Origin of the sequence: Rhizobium sp. BK316 (assembly GCF_014193695.1) — a bacterium.
Classification (GTDB): Bacteria; Pseudomonadota; Alphaproteobacteria; order Rhizobiales; family Rhizobiaceae; genus Rhizobium.
The window spans coordinates 122551-144387 of sequence record NZ_JACHZR010000003.1; the positions used below are offsets into that span (position 1 = coordinate 122551).

Sequence of the window (21837 nt, forward strand, 5' to 3'; positions counted from 1 at the left end):
CCGCTCAGGCCGCGTTTTCCTCGGCGTCTGCATGTGCAGCCGGCACCTCCGCCGGCTTTTTGCGCCAGCGGCGCAGCACGACGTAGAAGACCGGCGTCAGGAACAGGCCGAAGATCGTTACCCCCAGCATGCCGGAGAACACGGCGGTGCCGAGCGACTGGCGCATTTCAGCACCGGGGCCGGTGGCGATGGCGAGCGGCAGAACGCCGAAGATGAAGGCGAAGGCCGTCATCAGGATCGGGCGCAGGCGAAGATGGCTTGCCTCGATTGCGGCATCCACGACGCTTTTCCCTTCTTCTTCTGCCTGTCTTGCAAACTCGACGATCAGGATGGCGTTCTTGGCAGCAAGACCGATCAGCACGATCAAGCCGATCTGTGTCAGGACGTTGTTGTCCATTCCCCTGAGCCACACGCCAATCAATGCGGCAAGCACTGCGAGCGGAACGATGAGGATGATCGCCAGAGGCAGGACCCAGCTTTCATATTGTGCCGCAAGCGCAAGGAAGACGAAGATCACCGACAGGACGAAGATATAGATTGCGGTATTGCCGGTGTGGGTTTCCTGATAGGCAAGCTCAGTCCACTCGAAGCTCGTTCCCGGCGGCAGGATCTGCCCCGCCAGCGCTTCCATCTTCTTGATGGCGTCGCCGGTCGATGTGCCGGGCGTCGGGTTGCCCTGAATCGGCACCGAGACATACATGTTGTAGCGCTGGACAAGTGCCGGACCGCTGGAATCCTGGATATCCATCAGAGTGCCAAGCGGAACCAGCGCGCCGGTTGCCGATCGAACCTTCAGCGCGAGAATGTCGTCCCTCTCCATGCGATATTGCCGGTCAGCCTGGGCGCGAACCTGGTAGACGCGCCCGAACGCATTGAAATCGTTCACATAGGCGACACCAAGGTTGATGGACAATGCGTTGAAGATATTGGGGATCGGCACGTTCAGGAAACGTGCCTTGTCGCGGTCGATTGCAAGGAAATATTGCGGGCTTGCATCTGAGAATGTCGTAAAGACGCCGGTCAGTCCCGGGGTCGTTGCAGCGGCGCCCATCATCTGGCGAGCGAGACCCAGGACACGCGTCATGTCAGAGCTCTCAAGATCCAAAATCTGCATCTTGAAGCCGCCCGAATTGCCGACGCCACGCACGGATGGCGGCGGGATGGCAATGATGAAGGCTTCCTGGATGCTCTGAAGCTTGCCGTAGAGCTCGCCGATGATCTTGTTGGCGGTCTCGCCGCCTTCTTCACGTTCGGCAAAGGATTTGAACGGGACGAAGACGACGCCGGCATTCGAGGCATTGGTGAAGGTCGCCCCGCTGAAGCCGGCAAATTGCACGGCATTGCCGACGCCTGGCACCGTGCGGGCGATGTCACCCACCTGTTTGACGACGGCGTCGGTACGCGCCAGCGAGGCGCCGTCCGGAAGCTGGATGACGACGATCGCATAACCCTGGTCCATGGTCGGGATGAAGCCCGAGGGAACCTTCTGGCCCATGTACCAGGTCGCGCCCAGCAGGCCGGCGAAGACGACGAGCGAAGCGGTCAATCCGACCCAGCTGCTGACCAGATGCCGGACGATCCAGGAATAGCCCAAGCTCATTCGATCGAAGCCGCGGTTGAAGCCATTTGCAAGACCGCTCCCCAACTGGGAGAAGATATTCTTGCGCTTGCTTTCATGATCATGGGTTTTGAGCAAGATGCCTGCGAGCGCAGGCGAAAGGGTCAGTGAATTCAATGCGGAAATTGCCGTGGTGACTGATATCGTCACCGCAAACTGTTTGTAGAACTGACCGGAAATCCCCGGAATGAAGGCCGTCGGCACGAACACTGCGATCAGCACCAGCGAGATGGCGACGACGGCGGTTCCGACTTCGTCCATCGTAACGTGCGCCGCCTGTTTCGGCGTCATGCCGCGCGCCAGGTTTCGCTCGACATTTTCCACCACTACGATCGCATCGTCGACGACGATACCTATCGCCAGTACGAGGCCGAACAGGGTGAGCATGTTGAGCGAGAAGCCAAAGGCGAGCAGGACTGCGAAAGTGCCGATCAGCGATACGGGGATGGCGATGATCGGAATGAGGGCGGTTCGCCAGGATTGCAGGAAAACGAGGACGACGATCGCCACGAGGATCGCCGCTTCAGCGATGGTCCTATAGACCTCGTAGATCGAATCCGCGATGAATTCGGTCGTGTCATAGACGATGCGATATTCCAGCCCCTGCGGGAAATTCTGAGACAGGTCCTTCATGATGGCCTGGATCTGATGGGCGGTATCCAGTGCGTTGGTTCCCGGTCGAGCAAAGATGCCGAGGGCGACGGCCGGGTCATTATTGAGATAGCTGTTGGTGACGTAATCCTGTGCGCCAAGTTCGATGCGGGCGACATCCTGCAAGGCCACGAGCCGGCCGGTTGCTGTCGATTTTACAATGACATAGCGGAACTGCCGCACGTCCGAGAAGCGTCCGTCCGTTCGTACCGTATATTCGAACGCATTCTTGCCGGTGACGGGCGGGGCGCCGATCTTGCCGCCAGATACTTGGACGTTCTGGTCTCTCAATGCGGCGACGACGTCATCGGATGTCATTCCGTAGGCAGAGAGCTTTTCCGGATCCAGCCAGATTCGCATCGAATACTGGCGCTCGCCGAAGAGCTGCACGTCGCCGACGCCGTCAAGGCGCACGAGAACGTCGCGTATGCGGTTGCGGGCGTAGTTCGAGACGTAGAGCTGGTCATAGCGGTGCGACGGCGACAGTAGATGCACCACCATCATCAGGTCAGGCGAGCTCTTGTCGGTGGTCACGCCGAGCCGCTGGACTTCATCGGGAAGGCGGGGCAGGGCGATGGAAACGCGGTTCTGCACAAGCACCTGAACCTTGTCGAGATCGGTGCCGAGCTTGAAGGTGATCGTCAGCGACATGGCGCCATCGGCGCTGGAGTAGGAAGACATGTAGAGCATGTCTTCGACGCCGTTGATCTGCTGTTCGAGCGGGGTCGAAACCGTGTCGGCGATCGTCTGCGGATCGGCGCCCGGATAGGAGGTGCGCACGACGATGGTCGGCGGTGCGATCTCCGGATATTGGGAGACCGGCAATTGCGTGTAGGCAATGCTGCCGACGACGAGAAGAACAATGGAGATGACGGCCGCAAAGATCGGCCGGTCCACGAAGAAATGGGCAAATCTCATTGGCTGCTCTCCGCACCGGCGGTTTCCGGCGGCGCGTCTGTCCGCTCCTTCGGCAGTTCGGTCATCTGAGGTGTTACCTTTGCGCCGGGCCGGGCGCGTATCAGGCCGTTGACAATGATCGTCTCGGTGCCGTCGAGGCCTTCGCGAATGACGCGGTAGCCGTAGAGCCGCGGGCCGGGCCGGACGGGCTTGGTCGAAACCGTGCCGTCTGGTGCGACAACATAAACGACGCGCTCATTCTGGTCGGAACCGATTGCCTCGTCGGGGACGAGAATGGCCTGATAGGTGTTAGAAGCTTCGACCTGGATGCGGCCGAAGAGGCCGGGCTGAAGGACGAGATCAGGATTGGGGAAGCGGGCACGCAGACGAATGGTGCCGCTCTCGTTGTCGATCCGGTTCTCGGCGAAATCGAGTTTTCCCTGGAACGGCTTGGCATTGGGATCCGAGATCGTGACGGTTACATCCAGTCCGCCGCCGCCCTGCTGGAGAGCCTTGCCCAGTTTGCGCGCCGTGTCGGCGAAGTTCAGCAGGCGGCGCTCGTCGACATCGAAATAGAAATCGATCGGATCGAGTGAGACGATCGTCGTCAGCACGGTCTGATCTGTCTGCACGAGGTTGCCGGCAGAGATCAGGCGCCGGTCGATGCGGCCGCTAAGCGGCGCGGTGATCTCCGTATATTCCATGTCGAGAGCCGCGCGATCGGCTGCAGCCTGAGCGCCGCGGACATTGGCTTGCGCCGAATCGAATTCACGGCGGCGATCGTCCAGCGTCTGCGCCGACTGGCTGCCGCTCGAAGCAAGCGACTGGGCGCGCTTATATTGCGCATCGGCAAAGACCAGAGCCGATTTCGACGCTTCGAGCGCGGCATTCGCCTGATTGAGCGCGGTGACAAACGGCCGCTGATCGATGACGAAGAGCCGGTCGCCCTGTTTCACCAGTGCGCCGTCGGTGAAGTCGATCTCCTGCAGATAGCCACCGACGCGCGAGCGGACGGAAACCTCATCGACAGGCTCGAAACGGCCGATGAACTCATCATTGTCGACCACATCGCGCACGACGGGCTTGGCAACGGTGACGGGTGGGGGAGCAGGCGCCTGCTGCGCCTCGGCAATAAGTGGCAGGAAGGCTGCGAAGCAGCCGAGCGCCAGTGTCTGTCGAAGTGAATAAGCCATTCCGGTCCCCCTTGCGGGCGGCCGAACGCAGCCGCCTGAACCTATGCCTGAGATAAGCTGTTCATACCTGCTGGAACGAAAGCATGAGCCTTCGTCCTAAGTCCGAATTCTACTCATGTTTGGCTGCCGGGAAGATGACAGGTGCAAGCCAGCGCCTCGAAATCAACCGGAGGGAGAAAATTCTGCTTCCCCCTAACTCTATGAAGGCAGACTATAAACGGGAGAATCCAAAAATTGCAAACGTCAATTGATTGCATTGATTTGGAGTTCCCCAAACCCCGGCATTTCCGCCGATGTGTCGCTTTATCACATTGCTGTGACGAGTTCCGGCCGCTGCTTGGATCTTTCGAAAGACCGGATCGAAGGCTCCCCTTAGTGCCGGCTGCGGCATTTTGGCCGCAGGTGCGGAATCTTGAGGCTGCATCCTTGTGCGCTGCCTATGCTCAATATATCTACCAATATCATAAGGATGCTTATTACTAGCCGGCGAAGGTATATGACCAACAATCCGACACTCGGTTTTCTTCTGCACGACGTTGCCCGTCTGCTTCGCAAGCGGTTCGAGCAGCGCGCAAAGGACCTTGGGCTGACGCGGTCTCAGTGGCAGACGCTTGCCTATCTCGCCAATAATGAGGGCATCCATCAGAGCGGGCTTGCCGAAATCCTCGAAATCGAGCCGATCACGCTGGTCCGCATCCTCGACAAGCTTGCCGAGCGCGGCCTGATCGAGCGCCGCCAGCACCCGACCGACCGGCGCATCTGGCTGCTTTACATGCGTGAAGCAGCTCATCCGATTCTCGCCGAAATGCGAGGGATCGGCGACGTGACGCGCGGCGAAGCATTGGAAAGCGTCACGCCCGAACAGCGCGACCAGCTTTTCCACATCCTGTCCGTAATGAAGACGAACCTGGTGCAGGCGTGCCGGTCTCCGGTCGCCGAGAATGAGACGAAACATGGCTGACCAATCCCCGCTGCGCGTCGTGTCCGATGCGAGTGCCAAGAACCCTGTCGAAGAAAAAGACATTCCCCAACAACCGGAAACGGTAGCTGAGGCGCCTTCATCCAATTCAGCGCCTGCGGCTGCCGCGGTGGCTGCGCCTGGCGGCAACAAGGTCCGCCGCCGGCGCAGCTTCACCCGCCCCGTCCTCTTTGCCCTGCTGCCCGTGGCGCTCGCCGTCGGCGGCTATTATTACGTCAATGGCGGTCAGGTCATGTCGACCGATAACGCCTATATCCAGGCGGACATGGTGGGCATCACGACCGATGTTTCGGGCATCGTCGCGCAGATCAACGTGCACGAGAACGAGCAGGTCAAGGCGGGGCAGGTGCTTTTCAGCCTGCAGTCCGACGCCTTCAGGATCGCGCTTGACGGCGCCAAGGCGCAGCTCGGCGCGCAGCGCAACCAGATCATGAACCTCAAGGCCAGCTACCAGCAGTCGCTTGCCGAGATCACCCAGGCCGAAGCCGATCTGCCCTATTACCAGGATCAGTTCGACCGGCAGCAGAGCCTCGTCAACAACGGCAGCGCGACGCAATCGGCCTATGACGAAGCCAAGCACAATCTCGAGGCCGCGCAGCAGAAGGTCTCCGTCGCCAAGGCGGAAGCCGCAACGACGCTCGCCCAGCTCGGCGGCAATGCCGACCAGCCGATCGAGGAAAACCCGCTCTATCTGCAGGCCAAGTCGCAGGTCGACAACGCCCAGCGCGAGCTCGACCACAGCGTCGTCAAGGCACCCTTCGATGGCATCGTGACCAACGTCAACGCACTGCAGGTCGGTTCCTATCTGCAGGCTTCGCAGCAGGCCTTCTCGCTGGTTTCGACCTCGCACCTGTGGATTGCCGCAAGTCCGAAGGAAACCGAGCTGACCTACGTCAAGCCCGGCCAGTCGGTCGATATCTACGTCGACACCTATCCGGGCGTCCTATGGAAGGGCAAGGTCGAGAGCATCAGCCCGGCTTCCGGTTCCTCCTTCTCGCTGCTGCCGGCACAGAACACGACCGGCAACTGGGTGAAGGTCGTACAGCGTATTCCGATGCGCGTCAGCATCGACGACTCTCAGGGCAAACCGCCGCTCCGTGTCGGCATGAGCACGGTCGTCGATGTCGATACCGGCCATGCGCGTGGTCTTCCCGATTTCATCAGCAATCTTCTGGGCCAGGCCAAGAGCCACGAGTAACGGCCATGAGCAATGCTCCTGCATCACCGGCAACCCCCGTCGCCAATCGCGGCGCTATTACGGCCTGCGTCATTCTCGCCGTCATCATGCAGGCGCTGGATACGACGATCGCCAACGTGGCGCTGCCCTATATCCAGGGCAGCGTTTCGGCTTCCGCCGACCAGATCAACTGGGTCTTGACTTCCTATATCGTCGCGGCCGCGATCATGACGCCGCCGTCGGGCTTTCTTGCCGCCAAGTTCGGCCGCAAGCGCGTGCTGCTGACGGCAATCGTCGGCTTCGTCGTCGCCTCCGTTCTTTGCGGTCTCGCGCAGTCATTGCCGCAGATCGTTGCTTTCCGCTTGCTGCAGGGCCTGTTCGGCGCCTCGCTCGTTCCCCTTTCTCAGGGCATCCTCCTCGACATCTATTCCGTCGAGGAGCGCGGCTCGGCCATGGCCCTATTTGGCGTCTCGGTCATGGTCGGGCCGGTTCTGGGGCCAGTCATCGGGGGGTGGCTTACCGACAATATCAGCTGGCGCTGGGTCTTTTACATCAACATTCCGATCGGCGCGCTCGCCTTTGCCGGCATCGTCATATTCGTCTCGGAGACGAAGAGGGATGCGCTCGCCAAGCTCGACTGGTTCGGCTTCGGGATGATGAGCCTGTTCATCGCTGCGCTGCAGCTCTTTCTTGATCGCGGCGAGCAGCTCGACTGGTTTTCCTCCGGCGAAATCATGATCGAAGCGATCGTCTGCGCCGCGGCTTTCTATCTGCTGCTAGTGCATACGCTGACGGCGGAGAAATCCTTCGTCAATCCGCGGCTGTTCCTCGACCAGAATTTTACCGTCAGCATGGTCTTCATTTTTGTGATCGGCATCACCTATCTCGCCTCGCTGGCGCTGATGACGCCGTATCTGCAGACGCTGATGGGCTATCCGGTCATCACCGCGGGTGTCGTCATGGGACCGCGCGGCCTCGGCACCATGCTCTGCATGTTCATCGTCGGCCGGTTGATCGGCAAGGTGGATACGCGCTGGCTGCTGCTGCTCGGTCTCGGCCTGACGGCCTGGGCAATGTACGACATGACCGGCTGGACGCCTGACGTGTCGCAGTGGACGATCATCTCGGTCGGCTTCATCCAGGGTGCCGGCCTCGGTTTCCTCTTCGTGCCGCTGACGACAATTGCCTTTGCGACGCTCCCCGCCCAGATGCGCGGCGATGGGACGGGCCTCTACAATCTGTCGCGTAACATTGGCTCCTCGGTCGGCATCTCGATCGTCTCGGCGCTGATCGTCGAGAATACGCAGAGCAATCACGAGTCGATCGCGGCCTATGTGACGCCGTTCAACCACGCCTTCAATGCGACGGCGGCGCAGAGTCTCAGTCCTTTGACGGCGGTCGGCCGTGCGGCGCTCAACGACGTCATCACGCTGCAGTCGACCATCATCGCCTATATGGACGACTTCAAACTGCTGATGCTGATGTCGCTTGCCGTCATGCCGCTGGTGCTGCTGCTTCGCAAGCCGAAGGCTGCGCCGGCCATGGACCACAGCGCCGTTATGGAGTGACAGTGAAGTTCCGCCATTAGCGGAACGGCTTGCTCAGATATCGCGATCCCTGAATGCCGAAGCGCCACGGTACTTCGGCATTTTTCGTGATGCCTATGCGCTTGCCTGAGACGATTGGTACGGGCGCAGACGGTGAGATCGCGTAAGGCGGCTTGTCGAGCGTCCGGTCGTTGATGGCTATATCGATGTCGAGTGCCTGGCAGAGCTTGCCGGGGCCGCTGCAGAGTTGCGCCAGCACATCGGTGCCCCGCCGCTCCATCATGGCCGGCAGGCCGATTTCCGGCTCCAGGGCACGGATCAGCACCGCCGAGCCCGGTGAACAGACGAAGTTCAGGCACCAGTACATGCCGTAGATGCGGTAAATATAGACATTGCCCGGACGGCCATACATGGCGCCGTTGCGCTTGGTCGGTCCGCGGAAACTGTGGGAGGCCGGGTCGTCGGGGTAATAGGCTTCCGTCTCGGTGATCCGCCCGCCTGCATCGTTGACTGTGAGGTGGCAGCCGAGCAGGTCGCGGGCGACCTCGATCGCATCACGTTCAAAGAAATGGCGCAGGCTTTCCCCGGCAAGCGGGCCGGCGCCGATCGCGCCATTGATCATGTCGGTTGTCATGAAGAGTGCCGATAACATCCTCTTTGCTCATCCACCACCCGGAACAATGATTTGCCGGCTGGCGTTTGGAACGCAAGCCAACAATTGCAAGGAAATGGATCATGGATGATCTCAAGCTCTATCGGCTGGTGCCTATCGCCGCTCCTGATGATCCCAACTGGGATCTTGCGCCTTCCCATGGCGTGGTGGTCGTTGCGGCGCTGACGCCTGGCGATGCACGTATCGTCGCCGCAGAAGCCGAGCTCGATTTTCTGGAAATCGACGGTTCGCCGGCGGAAGACAAGTCGACAAAGAATGCGAGCGCGTTCCGCAACGAAAAACTCTATACCGTCATCGAAGAAGCGGCGCACACTGAGATCACCGAGCGTGGCGTCGTCCGCGGTGAGGTCCGCGTCGATAACATCGTCTCGACACAGGTTTAGTGTCCGGCGTTGGGATCGCGCATTGGAATGGAGGTGACGGTGACGGAGACCGGATCGCTTGCAGGGAAGGAATCCTCCAACCCTTCGTTCAACTCCTCCTCCAGCATTGCGGCATCCTTGCTGCGGGCGCTATCACCGTGAACGGGTTCGAATGCAGAGGTCAGCAGCGCTCTGGCTCTGGCAATGGCATTGTCGTGGGTGAGATCGGGCGCTTCGCGCAGGGTGACCGCGATCCGGTCTTCGCCTTCACCGCCGAACTCGACGACGAAGCCTTCACCGGTCTGGTAGACGATGATATCGCTGAGTGCCATGTCCGTTCCTCCGAAAACGCTAATATGAGTGAACCGTGTTTTCGGCGGTTTGTCGAGCAAAGACCTTCACGAGCCAATCGATGAAGACGCGCACGCGCGGCGAAAGCTGGCGGTTTCGCGGATAAAGCAGCGATACCGGCGTCCGCGTGAGCGGAAAATCGGCGAGCACTTCGACGAGAGTGCCGGCGGCAAGATCGTGCTCGGCGTGATAGCGCGGGATCTGGATCATGCCGAGGCCCATGCGGGCGGCGGAAATGTAGCTCTCGGCCGCATTGACGGTCACGGTCGCAGGAATGGCGATGTTGCGAACGCTGCCGTCGACGATGAATTCCAGCGGCAGCGGACCGGCGCTGCCGGTCGCGCGGAAGCCGACCATGCGGTGGGCATCGAGCCTATCAGGGTGTTCGGGCTTGCCGAACGCGACGATATAGGACGGCGAGGCAAGAGTAATCTCATCCAGCATGGCGACGCGGCGCGCAACCATGTCGCTGTCCTGCGGCACGCCGACGCGCAGCACACAATCGATGCCTTCGCGCACCAGATCCACCAGCCGGTCACCCTCGCTCATATAGAACTCGATATCGGGATAGGTCTCCAGGAAGGATGGCAGGCTCGGCAGCACGAAGTGCCGGGCAAGCGTGCCATGAACGTCGACCCGCAGCAGCCCTTTCGGCTTGGCGCCGACAAAGGCGCCTTCGGCATCTTCGATGTCGGCGAGGATCGACAGGCAGCGCTGATAATAGGCCTCACCGTCGAGCGACGGGCTGACATGGCGCGTCGTGCGCTGGAGCAGACGCACGCCAAGGCGCGCCTCCAACTGCTTGACAGCATCTGTCACCGTCGAGCGCGGCAAGCCGGTATCTTCGGCGGCAAGCGTGAAGCTGCGGCGCTCCACGACGCGGGAAAAGACCCGCATGGCATCAAATCTGTCCATCTTATTTGTTCGTATTTCCCGGATAGTGATGCCGAATAATGGCTGATTATCCGCAAAGTGGAAAGGGGCATCTTCTCCTCATCGAAAAGGCGCTGCGGCGCCGAAATCAAAGGAGAAGAACATGTCTGCCAATCAAAACAAGGTCGCTCTCGTTACCGGCGCTTCCCGCGGCATCGGTGCTTCGATCGCCGAACGTCTCGCAAAGGACGGCTTCACCGTCGTCATCAACTATTCAGGCAATGCGGCACTTGCCGAAGAACTGGCCCAGAAGATCGAAAAGGCCGGCGGCAAGGCGCTGACGGCACAGGCCGATGTTGCCGATGCCGAGGCCGTGCGCCGTATGTTCGGCGCTGCAGAAGCAGCCTTCGGCGGTGTCGACGTCCTCGTCAACAATGCCGGCATCATGCTGCTTTCCCGCCTTGCCGATGTCGACGACGCGACGTTCGACCGCCAGATCAGCGTCAACCTTAAGGGTACGTTCAACACGCTGCGCGAGGCTGCCAAGCGTCTGCATGACGGTGGCCGGGTCATCAACTTCTCGAGCTCGGTCGTCGGCCTGAAGCCGGAAACCTACAGCGTCTATGCCGCCACGAAGGCTGCCGTCGAGACGATGAGCGCTATCATGTCGAAGGAAATGCGCGGTCGCCGGATTACCGTCAATACGGTCGCTCCCGGCCCGACAGGCACCGACCTCTTCCTCAACGGCAAGTCCGACGAGCTGATCGATCGCCTTGCCAAGGCAAACCCGCTCGAACGCCTTGGCACGCCTGAGGATATCGCTGGCGTCGTTGCCTTTCTCGCCGGCCCTGACGGCGCATGGATCAATGGTCAGGTGCTGCGCGCCAATGGCGGCATGGTCTGACGCAGGTTTCGTGGCGGCGTGACGCGCCGCCAACGTTTTCCCTCGCATTCTTTCAGCCAACCCACTCACAGAAGGAACAGGATCATGAGCAAGCAAGTCATCGTCATCACCGGCGCTTCCAGCGGCTTCGGCGCCCTTACCGCCCGCGCGCTCGCCAAGGCCGGCCATACCGTTTATGCCTCGATGCGCGAAACCGAATGCCGCAACCGGCCGCAGGTCGAGGCCGTCGAAGCTTTCTCCAAGGAAAACGGCGTCGATCTGAAGGCTGTCGAACTGGATGTTGCCTCCGATGCTTCCGTCGAAGCCGGTATCGCGAAGGTGATCGCCGCCGAAGGCCATATCGACACGATCATCCACAATGCCGGCCATATGTCCTTCGGCCCGGCCGAAGCCTTCACGCCGGAGCAATATGCCGAGCTTTTCGATATCAACGTGCTTTCGACCCAGCGGGTGAACCGCGCAGTGCTTCCGCATCTGCGCAAGCAGGGGCAGGGGCTGGTCGTCTGGGTCTCCTCTTCGAGCACCCGCGGCGGCACGCCTCCCTATCTTGCTCCCTATTTCGCCGCCAAGGCCGCCATGGACTCGCTTGCCGTCTCCTATGCCAGTGAACTGACCCGCTGGGGCATCGAAACGACGATCATCGTTCCCGGCGCCTTCACCAAGGGCACGAACCACTTCGCCCATTCCGGTTCGCCTGCCGATACGGCCCGCGCTGCTGAATATAACGAAGGTCCCTATAGGGGTCTGCCGGAACTGGCGTTGAAGGGTCTTGCCTCGCTCGAACCTGCCGATGCGAATGCTGCTTCCGTTGCGACTGCGATTGTCGACGTGGTGAATATGCCTTTCGGCAAGCGGCCGTTCCGCACACATATCGACCCGTCGGAAGACGGTGCGGAAATCGTCAACGGCGTTGCCGATCGTGTCCGGGCCGAACTTTTCCGCCGCATCGGTATCGAGGATCTGCTGAAGCCTGCTATCAGGAGATAACCGCCTGTCGCAAAGTTGTGAACGGTCTCCCGAGTACAGCCCCTTACTATCCGGCTAAGCGCACCTATATCAGGATAGACGGACGCGGGTGGCACACCGCCGCCAGCGTCCCGACCTCCACTCCAGGGCCTGCCGCGCCTTTCCTGCGGTGCGACACACCTTCAGTTCAAGACATCAGATCAAGGCCCGTGACGGTTATCCCTCCCATCACGGGCCGCTTTCTTTTGTAAGCGGGCGTTTTCAGCGGGCGTTGAGATTCGCATCCGCCAGCAATTTCACCAGCCAGTCGACGAAGACGCGAACCTTGTTGCTGAGGTGCCGGTTCGGCGGATAGACGACGTAGAGCGGCAGCGACTCACGCGTCCATTCCTTCAGGGTTTGAACCAGCTCGCCTTTTGCCAGTGGTTCACGTGCCATGAAGATCGGAATCTGGGCGAGGCCGAGGCCGGCAAGGGCCGCGGTCATGTAGGTGCGGCTGTCATTGACGGAGACAATATAGCGCGGATTGACCTCGACAACCTCATTGTCCTTGCGAAATTCGAAAGGCACCGTGCGATTGTTCTGGGCGCGGAAATAATTGACGGAATAATGTTCCGTTTCAAGCTCTTCCGGCCGCTGTGGCAGGCCGAATTTCTCGACATAAAGAGGCGCAACGCAGGTGATCATCTCGATCTCGGAAACGCGTCTGGCGATCAGCGACTGGTCGGCCGGCGTGCCGGCACGCAGCGCACAGTCGACGTTCTCAGCGAGATAGTCGACAGTGCGGTCGCCGACTCCGAGGTCGATGCGGATATCAGGGTAACGCTGGTAGAAATCGCAAAGCGCCGGCACGATGATGGAGTCGGCAAAGGCACCGGCCATCTCGACCCGCAACCGTCCCGTCGGCAGGCTCTGAGAGTTTGAAAGACTGCCATCCAGCTCCTCAAGTTCGGAAATGATCTGTGCGGCGCGTTCGTAGTAAAGGGCACCGTCCGTCGTCACCATGACCCGGCGCGTCGTGCGGTTGAGAAGCTTGGTGCGCAGATGCGCTTCCAGCCCCTGAATGAGATTGGTCACCGTCGCCTTGGGCATGGCGAGCATGTCGGCGGCGCGGGTGAAATTGCCCGTCTCCACCACGCGGATGAAGACGCGCATTGCCGAGAGCTGATCCATCGGTTCAAGTCCGGAGTTTGCGTTGCAACATTGTTCGGAATTTGGAATAGTGTTATCGCGATATCGCTTCTTATTCCCCGAATTGAATAACAATATCTTTTTGGTTCAAAATGCAAGAGGCGGGCGTTGTCCGTCATATGCAAAGAGATAGAGACGATGGTGCCCGAGATCAAAGACATGGTGCTGGAAAAGGTGGCCGCTGGCCCCGTTTCTGCGCGCGTCTATATGGGTGCCGATTTCGGCAAGGGTCCGCCGATCGTGCTCTATCTGCATGGCGGGGCATTCCTCGATAGCGATCCGAATGCCGACCGCCCGATCGCCAGCAGCCTCGCAAAGGCGGGTGCGATCGTCGTATCTGCCGATTACAGCACGCTGTCGGGCAACGTTTTTCCGAAGGCGCTTGAAGTTTCTTTCTCGATCCTTTCCTATCTTGCCCTCAAGAAAGCCGGTCTTGGTGACCGCAAGTCGCTGCTTTTCGTCGCCGGTGAAGAGGCGGGTGGCAATGTCGCTGCCGGCGTCGCGCTAAAGGCGCGTGACCAGATTCCGGATGCGCTTGACGGCCAGATCCTGATTTCTCCTCTTCTCGATCCTTTCATGGGTACGTCTTCGATCCGCAAGGCGGACAAGATCGGCATGCGCCAGCGCTGGACTGAAGGCTGGAGCCATTATCTGAGCGGCGGCGGCTGCCATCCTTATGCTGCGCCATGCCTCTGTTCGCGTATATCAGGTGTTGCACCGGCCCTGATTTTTACGGCGGAGGATGATCCGCTGCATGACGAAACAATCGGTTACGCCGCTCGCCTGAAGAAGGCAGGCGTTGGCGTGCGCCAGCATGTTCTTCCCGCCGGGACAGGTTGGCCATCCATTTACGGCGGAAAATCTGAGGGGATTTCCACGTGGCAGGGCAACGTCAGCCGCCATTTCGGAGATTTCCTTCAGGACGTGAGCGTTCAGCCACAATTGCATTGAAGACGAACTGATTTTTTACGGCCATTCGGGGCCGCAAGGAGAGTACCAATGACGTCCAGAAGTAAGCGCTGGGCCCTGGTGGGCGCCGGTCTGGGTGTTGCTGCGTCCGTTTCGGCCGCTGCCATCTTTTTCGAACTGCCGATGAGCGCAACCGCCACGGCCGCCTCCGAACCTGCGCAGCCGCCCGCTGTGCCGGTGACGGTTGCCGTCGTCGCCAGCCGGGATGTGACGAACTGGGAGAATTTCTCCGGTCGTCTTGAGGCTATCGACCGTGTGCAGATCCGCCCCCGCGTTGGGGGTGCCATCCAGTCCGTGCATTTCCGTGAAGGTGCCTTGGTGAAACAAGGCGACCTGCTTTTCGCCATCGATCCTGCCCCCTATCAGGCAGCCGTCGCCCAGGCCCAGGGCCAGGTCGCTTCGGCTGAAGCCAAGGTCAGCCTGGCACAGACGGAACTCGATCGTGGACGCCGTCTCTCGGACAACCGTACAATCTCGCAGAGCGATCTCGACCAGCGCCAGAGCACGCTGGCCGAAGCCCAGGCGAGCCTGCGTTCGGCACAGGCGGCTCTCCAGTCCGCGCAGCTCGATCTCGATTACACGCAGGTTCGCGCACCGGTTTCCGGCCGTATCGGTAAGATCGAGGTCACGGTCGGCAATATTGTCGCCGCCGGCTCGGCCTCGCCTGAGCTGACGACGCTCGTCTCCGTCGATCCGATCTATGCAAGCTTCAACGCGAGCGAAGAGATGGTCACGAAGGCTCTTTCGGAGCTTCCGGCAACTGACGCCGCATTGCCGGCGGTTGAACAGATCCCGGTCGAAATCGGCACGCTTGCCGATGAGGGAACGCCGATCAAGGGCAAGCTTCAGCTCGTCGACAACGAAGTCGATGCTGCCAGCGGCACCATTGCCGTGCGGGCAGTCTTCGACAATCCCGGTGGCAGGCTGATCCCCGGCCAGTTCGTGCGAGTGCGCATGGGCCAGCCGAAGGCCGAGAACAAGATCGTCATCAGTGACCGGGCCGTCGGCACCGACCAGGACAAGAAGTTTGTCTTCGTCGTCGACGGTGAGAACAAGGTCAATTACCGGCAGATCCAGCTCGGCTCGCTGTTCGATGGCCAACGCGTGATCGAAGGCGGCCTCGAGGTCGGCGACAAAATCGTCGTCAATGGGTTGCAGCGCATCCGTCCGGGTGCAGTCGTCGCACCTCAGATGGAAGAGAAGGTCGCGACCGCTCAGTAAGATGCAGTCCCCTCCTTCAGGGAGGGGCCATTGGCCGAAATAACATGACCCGCCGGCGAGCCTTCAGACCGCCGGAGAGGGATTTTGCATCCATGTTCACCCCGGAGAGGGCTTTAAAATGAACATATCCAGATTCTTTGTCGACCGCCCGGTGTTTGCCGGTGTTCTTTCGGTCCTCATCGTGGTCGCCGGCCTGATCGGCCTCAGGGCGTTGCCGATCTCGGAATATCCCGAGGTCGTGCCGCCGTCGATCGTCGTGCGCGCCACCTATCCCGGCGCAAACCCGACCGTCATTGCCGAAACGGTGGCCACACCGCTCGAAGAGCAGATCAACGGTGTCGAGGGCATGCTCTACATGTCCAGCCAGGCGACATCGGACGGCGTTTTGAACGTCACGGTCACCTTCAAGCTCGGCACCGACCCGGACAAGGCGCAACAGCTCGTTCAGAACCGCGTGTCGCAGGCCGAACCCCGCCTGCCGGCGGAAGTTCGTGCACTCGGCATTACCACGGTCAAGAGCTCGCCGGACTTCATCATGGTCGTCAACCTCGTTTCCGATGGGAACAGCCATGACATCACCTATCTGCGCAATTATGCGACGCTGAACATCAAGGACCGGCTCGCCCGCATCGCCGGCGTAGGCCAGGTGCAGGTCTTCGGCGCCGGCGACTATTCGATGCGCGTGTGGATCGATCCGCAGAAGGCTGCCGAGCATAATCTTGCCGCCAGCGACATCAGCAACGCGATCAGCTCACAGAACGTCCAGGCTGCTGCCGGTATCATCGGCGCCTCTCCCAGCCAGCCGGGGGTCGATCTCCAGCTCAACGTGAATGCCCAGGGCCGTCTGCGCACGCCCGAGGAATTCGGCAACATCATCGTCAAGACGGGCGCCAATGGCGAAATCACCCGCCTGCGCGACGTTGCCCGGATCGAACTCGGTGCCGCCGACTACACGCTGCGTTCGCTGCTCGACGGCAAGCCGGCTGTCGCTGTCGCCGTTCTCCAGGCGCCGGGTTCGAACGCCATCGAGATCGCCGACAATGTCCGTGCGACCATGGATGAGCTGCAGTTGGCCATGCCGACAGGCGTGAAGTACGAGATCGTCTACGATACGACGAAGTTCGTTCGCGCCTCGATCGAGAAGGTCATCGATACGCTGCTCGAAGCCATCGCGCTCGTCGTTCTCGTCGTCATTCTGTTCCTGCAGACATGGCGTGCCTCGATCATTCCGCTGATCGCCGTTCCTGTATCGATCATCGGTACGTTCGCGGTCATGTATATGTTCGGCTTCTCGATCAATGCGCTCAGCCTTTTCGGCCTGGTGCTGGCGATCGGTATCGTCGTGGACGACGCGATCGTCGTCGTTGAAAACGTCGAACGCAACATCGAGGCCGGGCTCAGTCCACGCCAGGCGACTTACAAGGCCATGAAGGAAGTCTCCGGCCCGATCATCGCGATCGCGCTGGTACTCGTCGCGGTCTTCGTACCGCTCGCCTTCATCTCCGGCCTGTCGGGTCAGTTCTATCGCCAGTTCGCGCTGACGATCGCGATCTCGACTGTCATTTCAGCCTTCAATTCGCTGACGCTGTCTCCGGCTCTCGCCGCCCTTCTCCTGAAGGGGCATCATGCGCCGAAGGACTGGCTGACGCGGTTCATGGATGCGATCTTCGGCTGGTTCTTCCGCGGGTTCAACCGCGCTTTCGGCGCCGGTTCGAACGCCTACGGCAAGGGCGTCGGTGGTCTGGTGTCGCGCAAGAGCATCGTCATGGTGATCTACCTTGCGCTGGTCGGAGCGACCTACGGCATCTTCAATACGGTGCCGGGCGGTTTCGTGCCGTCGCAGGACAAGCAGTATCTGATCGGCTTTGCCCAGTTGCCGGATGCCGCAAGCCTGGACCGTACGGAAGACGTCATCAAGCGCATGACCGACATCGCCCTGGCGCAGCCGGGCGTTGCCAACGCGATCGCCTTCCCGGGCCTGTCGATCAACGGCTTCACCAACTCGTCGAATGCCGGCATCGTCTTCGTGACGTTAAAGGATTTCGAGGAGCGCAAGACGCCCGATCTTTCGGGCGGGGCAATTGCCATGGCCCTGAACCAGAAGTTCGGCGCCATCCAGGATGCCTTCATCGCCATGTTCCCGCCGCCGCCGGTCAACGGCCTCGGCCAGACGGGCGGTTTCAAACTGCAGATCGAGGATCGCGCAGGCTTGGGCAACCAAGCACTTGACGAGGCGACCAAGGCGGTGCTTGCCAAGGCCTATCAGACGCCTGAACTCGCTGGCCTGTTCTCCAGCTTCCAGATCAACGTGCCGCAGCTCTATGCCGATCTCGACCGTGCCAAGGCCGAGCAGCTTGGAGTCTCCGTCACTGATGTCTTCCAGACGCTGCAGATCTATCTCGGTTCGCTCTACGTGAACGACTTCAACGCTTTCGGCCGCACCTACAGCGTTCGTGTACAGGCCGATGCCAAGTTCCGTGCTCAGCCGGAAGATATCGGTCAGTTGAAGGTTCGCTCGGCATCGGGCCAGATGATTCCGCTCGCAGCTCTCCTGAAGGTGGATGCAAGTACAGGTCCGGAACGTGCGAACCGTTATAACGGCTTCCTCGCTGCCGATATCAACGGTGGTCCGGCTCCGGGCTTCTCGTCCGGGCAGGCACAGGCTGCGATCGAAAAGATCCTGAATGAGACGCTGCCTGCCGGCATCGACTTCGAGTGGACCGACCTGACCTACCAGCAGATCCTTGCCGGCAACTCCAGCGTCGTCGTCTTTCCGCTCGCCCTGCTGCTCGTCTTCCTGGTGCTCGCTGCCCAGTATGAGAGCCTGACGCTGCCACTGGCGATCATCATGATCGTGCCGATGGGTGTTCTTGCCGCCTTGACGGGCGTCTGGCTCACCGGTGGAGACAACAACATCTTCACGCAGATCGGCCTCGTCGTCCTTGTCGGTCTATCGGCCAAGAACGCGATCCTGATCGTGGAATTTGCCCGCGAACTGGAGTTCGAAGGCAGGACGCCGCGGGAAGCCGCAATCGAGGCAAGCCGTCTGCGCCTGCGCCCGATCCTCATGACCTCCATGGCCTTCATCATGGGCGTCGTGCCGCTCGTCACTTCGACTGGTGCCGGTTCGGAAATGCGCGCGGCCATGGGCGTTGCGGTGTTCTCGGGTATGATCGGCGTGACCTTCTTCGGTATCTTCATGACGCCGGTGTTCTATGTGCTCCTGCGCCGGATGACGGGCAACCGTCCGCTCATCCAGCACAACGACAATCATCCGCAGGACGAAGACGACCATATGAAGGTCGCTGCGGAGTAACCTCTCCTTTGTCGGGTAAATCGGGCGGGGACCTTAGTCCTCGCCCGTTTCGTTTTTGAGCGCTCCGACAAAAAATGCGTTACGTCCATCAAAACGGTTGCATGCTGAGGTGAGGAGATTATCAAGGGCAGGCAACAGTTCGGGGAGGGCTGGGTGACACACGCATCGAAAGACGATGGAAAGCGCAAGATCGCTTTCCTCGGCACCGGGCTCATGGGGGCGCCGATGGTGCGGCGACTGCTTGGCGCAGGCTTTTCCGTCACTGTCTGGAACCGTGATCGCGCCAAGGCGGAGGCTCTTTCCAGCGATGGCGCCAATGTCGCTTCCGCGCCCGCCGAAGCCGCCTCTGCAGCCGATATCGTCATCTCCATGCTAACCAATGCTCAGGCCGTAGGACAGGTGCTGTTCGACATGGGCACTGTCGAGGCCATGAGACCAGGCGCTGTCGTCATCGACATGAGTTCCATCGCGCCGCCTTTCGCGCGCGCGCATGCGGAGAAGCTTGCCGCACGGGGTATCCGCCATATCGACGCGCCGGTTTCCGGCGGCGTGATCGGGGCCTCATCCGGGACGCTTGCCATCATGGCGGGCGGGGATGCTTCCGTCATTACCGAACTGGCTGATGTCTTTGCGCCGATGGGGCGCGTCACCCATGTCGGGCCTGATGGGTCAGGGCAGCTTGCCAAGCTCGCCAACCAGCAGATCGTTGCAGTGACGATCGGCGCTGTCGCAGAAGCGATGATGCTGATTGAGGCAGGCGGTGGTTCGCCGGCAGCGTTCCGGGATGCCGTGCGCGGCGGCTTTGCCGACAGCCGCATTCTGGAAATCCACGGCAAACGCATGATCGACCGGCAGTTCGCGCCGGGCGGTTCTTCAGCCAATCAGTTGAAAGATCTCGACGCGGTCATGGCGACGGCGAAGGCCTTGTCCCTCACGCTGCCGCTGACGGAAGCGGTGCATGCCGAATTCACCGAATTTGTTGCTAAAGGCAACGGTGAGACGGATCACAGTGCCCTGTTGCTCCATCTCGAAGACAGGAATGCCCGACCGGGAGGAAAGAGATGACCGATAGCGAGACCGCCAAACGCCGCCTGCGTTCGCAGGACTGGTTCGATAATCCCGATCATATCGACATGACGGCACTCTATCTGGAGCGCTTCATGAATTACGGTGTGACGCCCGAGGAATTGCGGTCTGGCAAGCCGATCATCGGCATTGCCCAGAGCGGCAGCGACCTGACGCCCTGCAACCGCGTCCATATCGAATTGGCCAAGCGCGTTCGTGACGGCATCCGCGATGCGGGCGGCATCCCGATTGAATTTCCGACCCATCCGATCTTCGAGAACTGCAAGCGCCCGACGGCAGCACTCGACCGCAATCTCGCCTATCTCGGCCTCGTTGAAATCCTCTACGGCTATCCGCTCGACGGTGTCGTGCTGACGACGGGCTGCGACAAGACAACGCCTTCGGCGATCATGGCGGCTTCGACGGTTGATATTCCCGCCATCGTTCTGTCGGGCGGGCCGATGCTCGATGGCTGGCACGAGGGCAAGCTTGCCGGCTCCGGGATGGCGATCTGGCAGTCACGGCGGAAGCTTGCGGCCGGCGAGATCGACGAAGAGGAATTCCTGCAGACGGCGCTCGATTCGGCACCCTCCGTCGGTCATTGCAACACGATGGGCACGGCCTCGACAATGAATGCGCTGGCCGAGGCGCTCGGCTTGTCACTGACGGGCTGTGGCAACATCCCCGCCGCCTATCGCGAACGCGGCCAGATGGCCTATCGCACCGGCCGTCGCGCCGTCGAGATCGTGTTCGAAGACCTGAAGCCGTCGGATATCCTGACGCGTGACGCCTTCCTCAATGCCATCAAGACCAATTCTGCAATCGGTGGCTCGACCAACGCTCAGCCGCATCTTGCTGCCATGGCGAAACATGCGGGCGTCGAGCTTTATCCTGATGACTGGCAGGTGCACGGCTTTGACATTCCGCTGCTGGCGAATGTGCAGCCGGCAGGGGCCTATCTTGGCGAGAAGTTCCATCGTGCCGGCGGCACGCCTGCGGTCATGTGGGAGCTGCTGCAGGCGGATAAGCTGAACGGGGACTGTCGCACCGTCACCGGCAAGACCATGGCCGAGAATCTGAGAGGACGTGAGGCGCGCGACCGCGATGTCATCAAGCCCTACAACGAGCCTTTGAAGGAGCGGGCCGGTTTCCTTGTGCTCAAGGGCAATCTCTTCGATTTCGCCATTATGAAAATGAGCGTCGTCTCCGAGGATTTCCGCAAGCGTTATCTGCAGGAACCGGGCCGCGAAGGCGTGTTCGAAGGCAAGGCCGTCGTTTTCGATGGCTCCGAAGATTACCACAAGCGCATCAACGATCCGGAGCTTGGTATCGACGGGAACACGATCCTCGTCATCCGCGGCGCCGGTCCGCTCGGCTGGCCGGGGTCTGCCGAAGTGGTCAACATGCAGCCGCCGGATCATATCTTGAAGCGTGGTATCAACAGCCTGCCGACGATCGGTGACGGGCGCCAGTCCGGCACTTCGGACAGCCCCTCGATCCTCAATGCTTCGCCCGAAAGTGCCGCCGGCGGTGGACTTGCCTGGCTCCGGACGGGCGACATGGTCCGCATCGATTTCAACCATGGGCGTTGCGACATGCTGGTCGACGATGCCGAAATCGAGCGGCGCAAGGGCGACGGAATTCCGCCAGTACCGACCGATGCGACGCCGTGGCAGCGCATCTACCGCAATTCGGTGACGCAGCTCTCGGACGGTGCTGTCATCGAGGGGGCATCTGACTTCCGGCAGATTGCCAAGAATCCACCACGTCACAATCACTGATTGAGGGTATTCTCCGGCTAAAACAATACTGATCGAAAAGGAGGCAGTCGTAACGAACAGTTCACCTAGTAACTAGTTCGGTACTTCTGAAAAGGCTTCATTA

Annotated in this window: 17 protein-coding genes; 11 read left to right on the forward strand and 6 right to left on the reverse strand. The window is 60.6% G+C overall.

Annotated features, from left to right (window positions below):
* Window positions 1–4: 4 nt before the first annotated feature.
* Window positions 5–3187, reverse strand: coding sequence for a multidrug efflux RND transporter permease subunit (locus tag FHT87_RS14650; RefSeq protein WP_183732393.1), 3183 nt, complete (start codon window positions 3185–3187; stop codon window positions 5–7).
* Window positions 3184–4359: an efflux RND transporter periplasmic adaptor subunit gene (locus FHT87_RS14655; protein WP_183732390.1), complete on the reverse strand. Its 1176-nt coding sequence runs from the start codon at window positions 4357–4359 to the stop codon at window positions 3184–3186. Before FHT87_RS14655 ends, FHT87_RS14650 begins: the two co-directional genes overlap by 4 nt.
* Before the next feature lie 496 nt (window positions 4360–4855).
* Between FHT87_RS14655 and FHT87_RS14660 the strand changes: the two genes are divergently transcribed.
* Genes FHT87_RS14660 through FHT87_RS14670 form a run of 3 tightly spaced genes read left to right on the forward strand, consistent with a single transcriptional unit; the run spans window position 4856 to window position 8083 of the window.
* On the forward strand, window positions 4856–5320 hold the full coding sequence (locus tag FHT87_RS14660; protein WP_183732387.1) for a MarR family transcriptional regulator: 465 nt from the start codon (window positions 4856–4858) through the stop codon (window positions 5318–5320).
* On the forward strand, window positions 5313–6536 hold the full coding sequence (locus tag FHT87_RS14665; protein WP_183732383.1) for an HlyD family secretion protein: 1224 nt from the start codon (window positions 5313–5315) through the stop codon (window positions 6534–6536). The genes FHT87_RS14660 and FHT87_RS14665 overlap by 8 nt, the downstream gene beginning before the upstream one ends.
* A 5-nt stretch (window positions 6537–6541) precedes the next feature.
* Entirely contained in the window at window positions 6542–8083 is a 1542-nt protein-coding gene (locus tag FHT87_RS14670) for a DHA2 family efflux MFS transporter permease subunit (protein WP_183802878.1), read from the forward strand.
* 16 nt (window positions 8084–8099) lie between these two features.
* On the opposite strand, the gene FHT87_RS14675 is transcribed toward FHT87_RS14670, so the two are convergent.
* The gene (locus FHT87_RS14675) at window positions 8100–8714 is read right to left on the reverse strand and encodes a DNA-3-methyladenine glycosylase (RefSeq protein WP_183802879.1); all 615 of its coding nucleotides are present in this window, start codon (window positions 8712–8714) and stop codon (window positions 8100–8102) included.
* A gap of 83 nt (window positions 8715–8797) precedes the next feature.
* On the opposite strand from FHT87_RS14675, the gene FHT87_RS14680 reads away from it, so the two are divergent.
* Window positions 8798–9118 (forward strand): hypothetical protein, encoded by a 321-nt coding sequence (locus tag FHT87_RS14680; RefSeq protein ID WP_210276773.1) that lies wholly within the window; start codon window positions 8798–8800, stop codon window positions 9116–9118.
* Here the strand turns inward: FHT87_RS14680 and FHT87_RS14685 are convergent.
* Complete coding sequence (locus FHT87_RS14685; protein WP_183732373.1) at window positions 9115–9429, reverse strand: hypothetical protein; 315 nt, start codon at window positions 9427–9429, stop codon at window positions 9115–9117. The two genes, FHT87_RS14680 and FHT87_RS14685, sit on opposite strands and share 4 nt — an antisense overlap.
* Window positions 9430–9448: 19 nt before the next feature.
* Complete coding sequence (locus FHT87_RS14690; protein WP_183802880.1) at window positions 9449–10363, reverse strand: LysR family transcriptional regulator; 915 nt, start codon at window positions 10361–10363, stop codon at window positions 9449–9451.
* Window positions 10364–10484: 121 nt separating this feature from the next.
* Between FHT87_RS14690 and FHT87_RS14695 the strand changes: the two genes are divergently transcribed.
* Complete coding sequence (locus FHT87_RS14695) at window positions 10485–11225, forward strand: SDR family oxidoreductase (protein ID WP_183802882.1); 741 nt, start codon at window positions 10485–10487, stop codon at window positions 11223–11225.
* Window positions 11226–11309: 84 nt separating this feature from the next.
* The gene (locus tag FHT87_RS14700) at window positions 11310–12212 is read left to right on the forward strand and encodes an SDR family oxidoreductase (RefSeq protein WP_183802885.1); all 903 of its coding nucleotides are present in this window, start codon (window positions 11310–11312) and stop codon (window positions 12210–12212) included.
* Between the two features lie 240 nt (window positions 12213–12452).
* On the opposite strand, the gene FHT87_RS14705 is transcribed toward FHT87_RS14700, so the two are convergent.
* Window positions 12453–13364, reverse strand: a complete 912-nt coding sequence (locus tag FHT87_RS14705; RefSeq protein ID WP_183732362.1) for a LysR family transcriptional regulator — start codon at window positions 13362–13364, stop codon at window positions 12453–12455.
* A 156-nt stretch (window positions 13365–13520) separates the two neighbouring features.
* Here FHT87_RS14705 and FHT87_RS14710 point away from each other — a divergent pair, with 156 nt between their 5' ends.
* The 5 genes from FHT87_RS14710 to FHT87_RS14730 all read left to right on the forward strand — a co-directional run bounded on the left by FHT87_RS14710 (window position 13521) and on the right by FHT87_RS14730 (window position 21734).
* Window positions 13521–14333 carry an alpha/beta hydrolase gene (locus tag FHT87_RS14710; protein ID WP_183802888.1) on the forward strand — a complete coding sequence of 271 codons (813 nt, stop codon included), beginning with the start codon at window positions 13521–13523 and terminating at the stop codon, window positions 14331–14333.
* Window positions 14334–14381: 48 nt separating this feature from the next.
* Window positions 14382–15572 (forward strand): efflux RND transporter periplasmic adaptor subunit, encoded by a 1191-nt coding sequence (locus FHT87_RS14715; RefSeq protein WP_183732356.1) that lies wholly within the window; start codon window positions 14382–14384, stop codon window positions 15570–15572.
* Window positions 15573–15690: 118 nt separating this feature from the next.
* A complete protein-coding gene (locus tag FHT87_RS14720; protein ID WP_183802891.1) occupies window positions 15691–18888 on the forward strand; it encodes a multidrug efflux RND transporter permease subunit in 3198 nt (1065 codons plus the stop codon).
* A gap of 153 nt (window positions 18889–19041) precedes the next feature.
* A complete protein-coding gene (locus tag FHT87_RS14725; protein WP_183802894.1) occupies window positions 19042–19953 on the forward strand; it encodes an NAD(P)-dependent oxidoreductase in 912 nt (303 codons plus the stop codon).
* A complete protein-coding gene (locus FHT87_RS14730) occupies window positions 19950–21734 on the forward strand; it encodes an IlvD/Edd family dehydratase (RefSeq protein ID WP_183802896.1) in 1785 nt (594 codons plus the stop codon). Before FHT87_RS14725 ends, FHT87_RS14730 begins: the two co-directional genes overlap by 4 nt.
* Window positions 21735–21837: the final 103 nt, after the last annotated feature.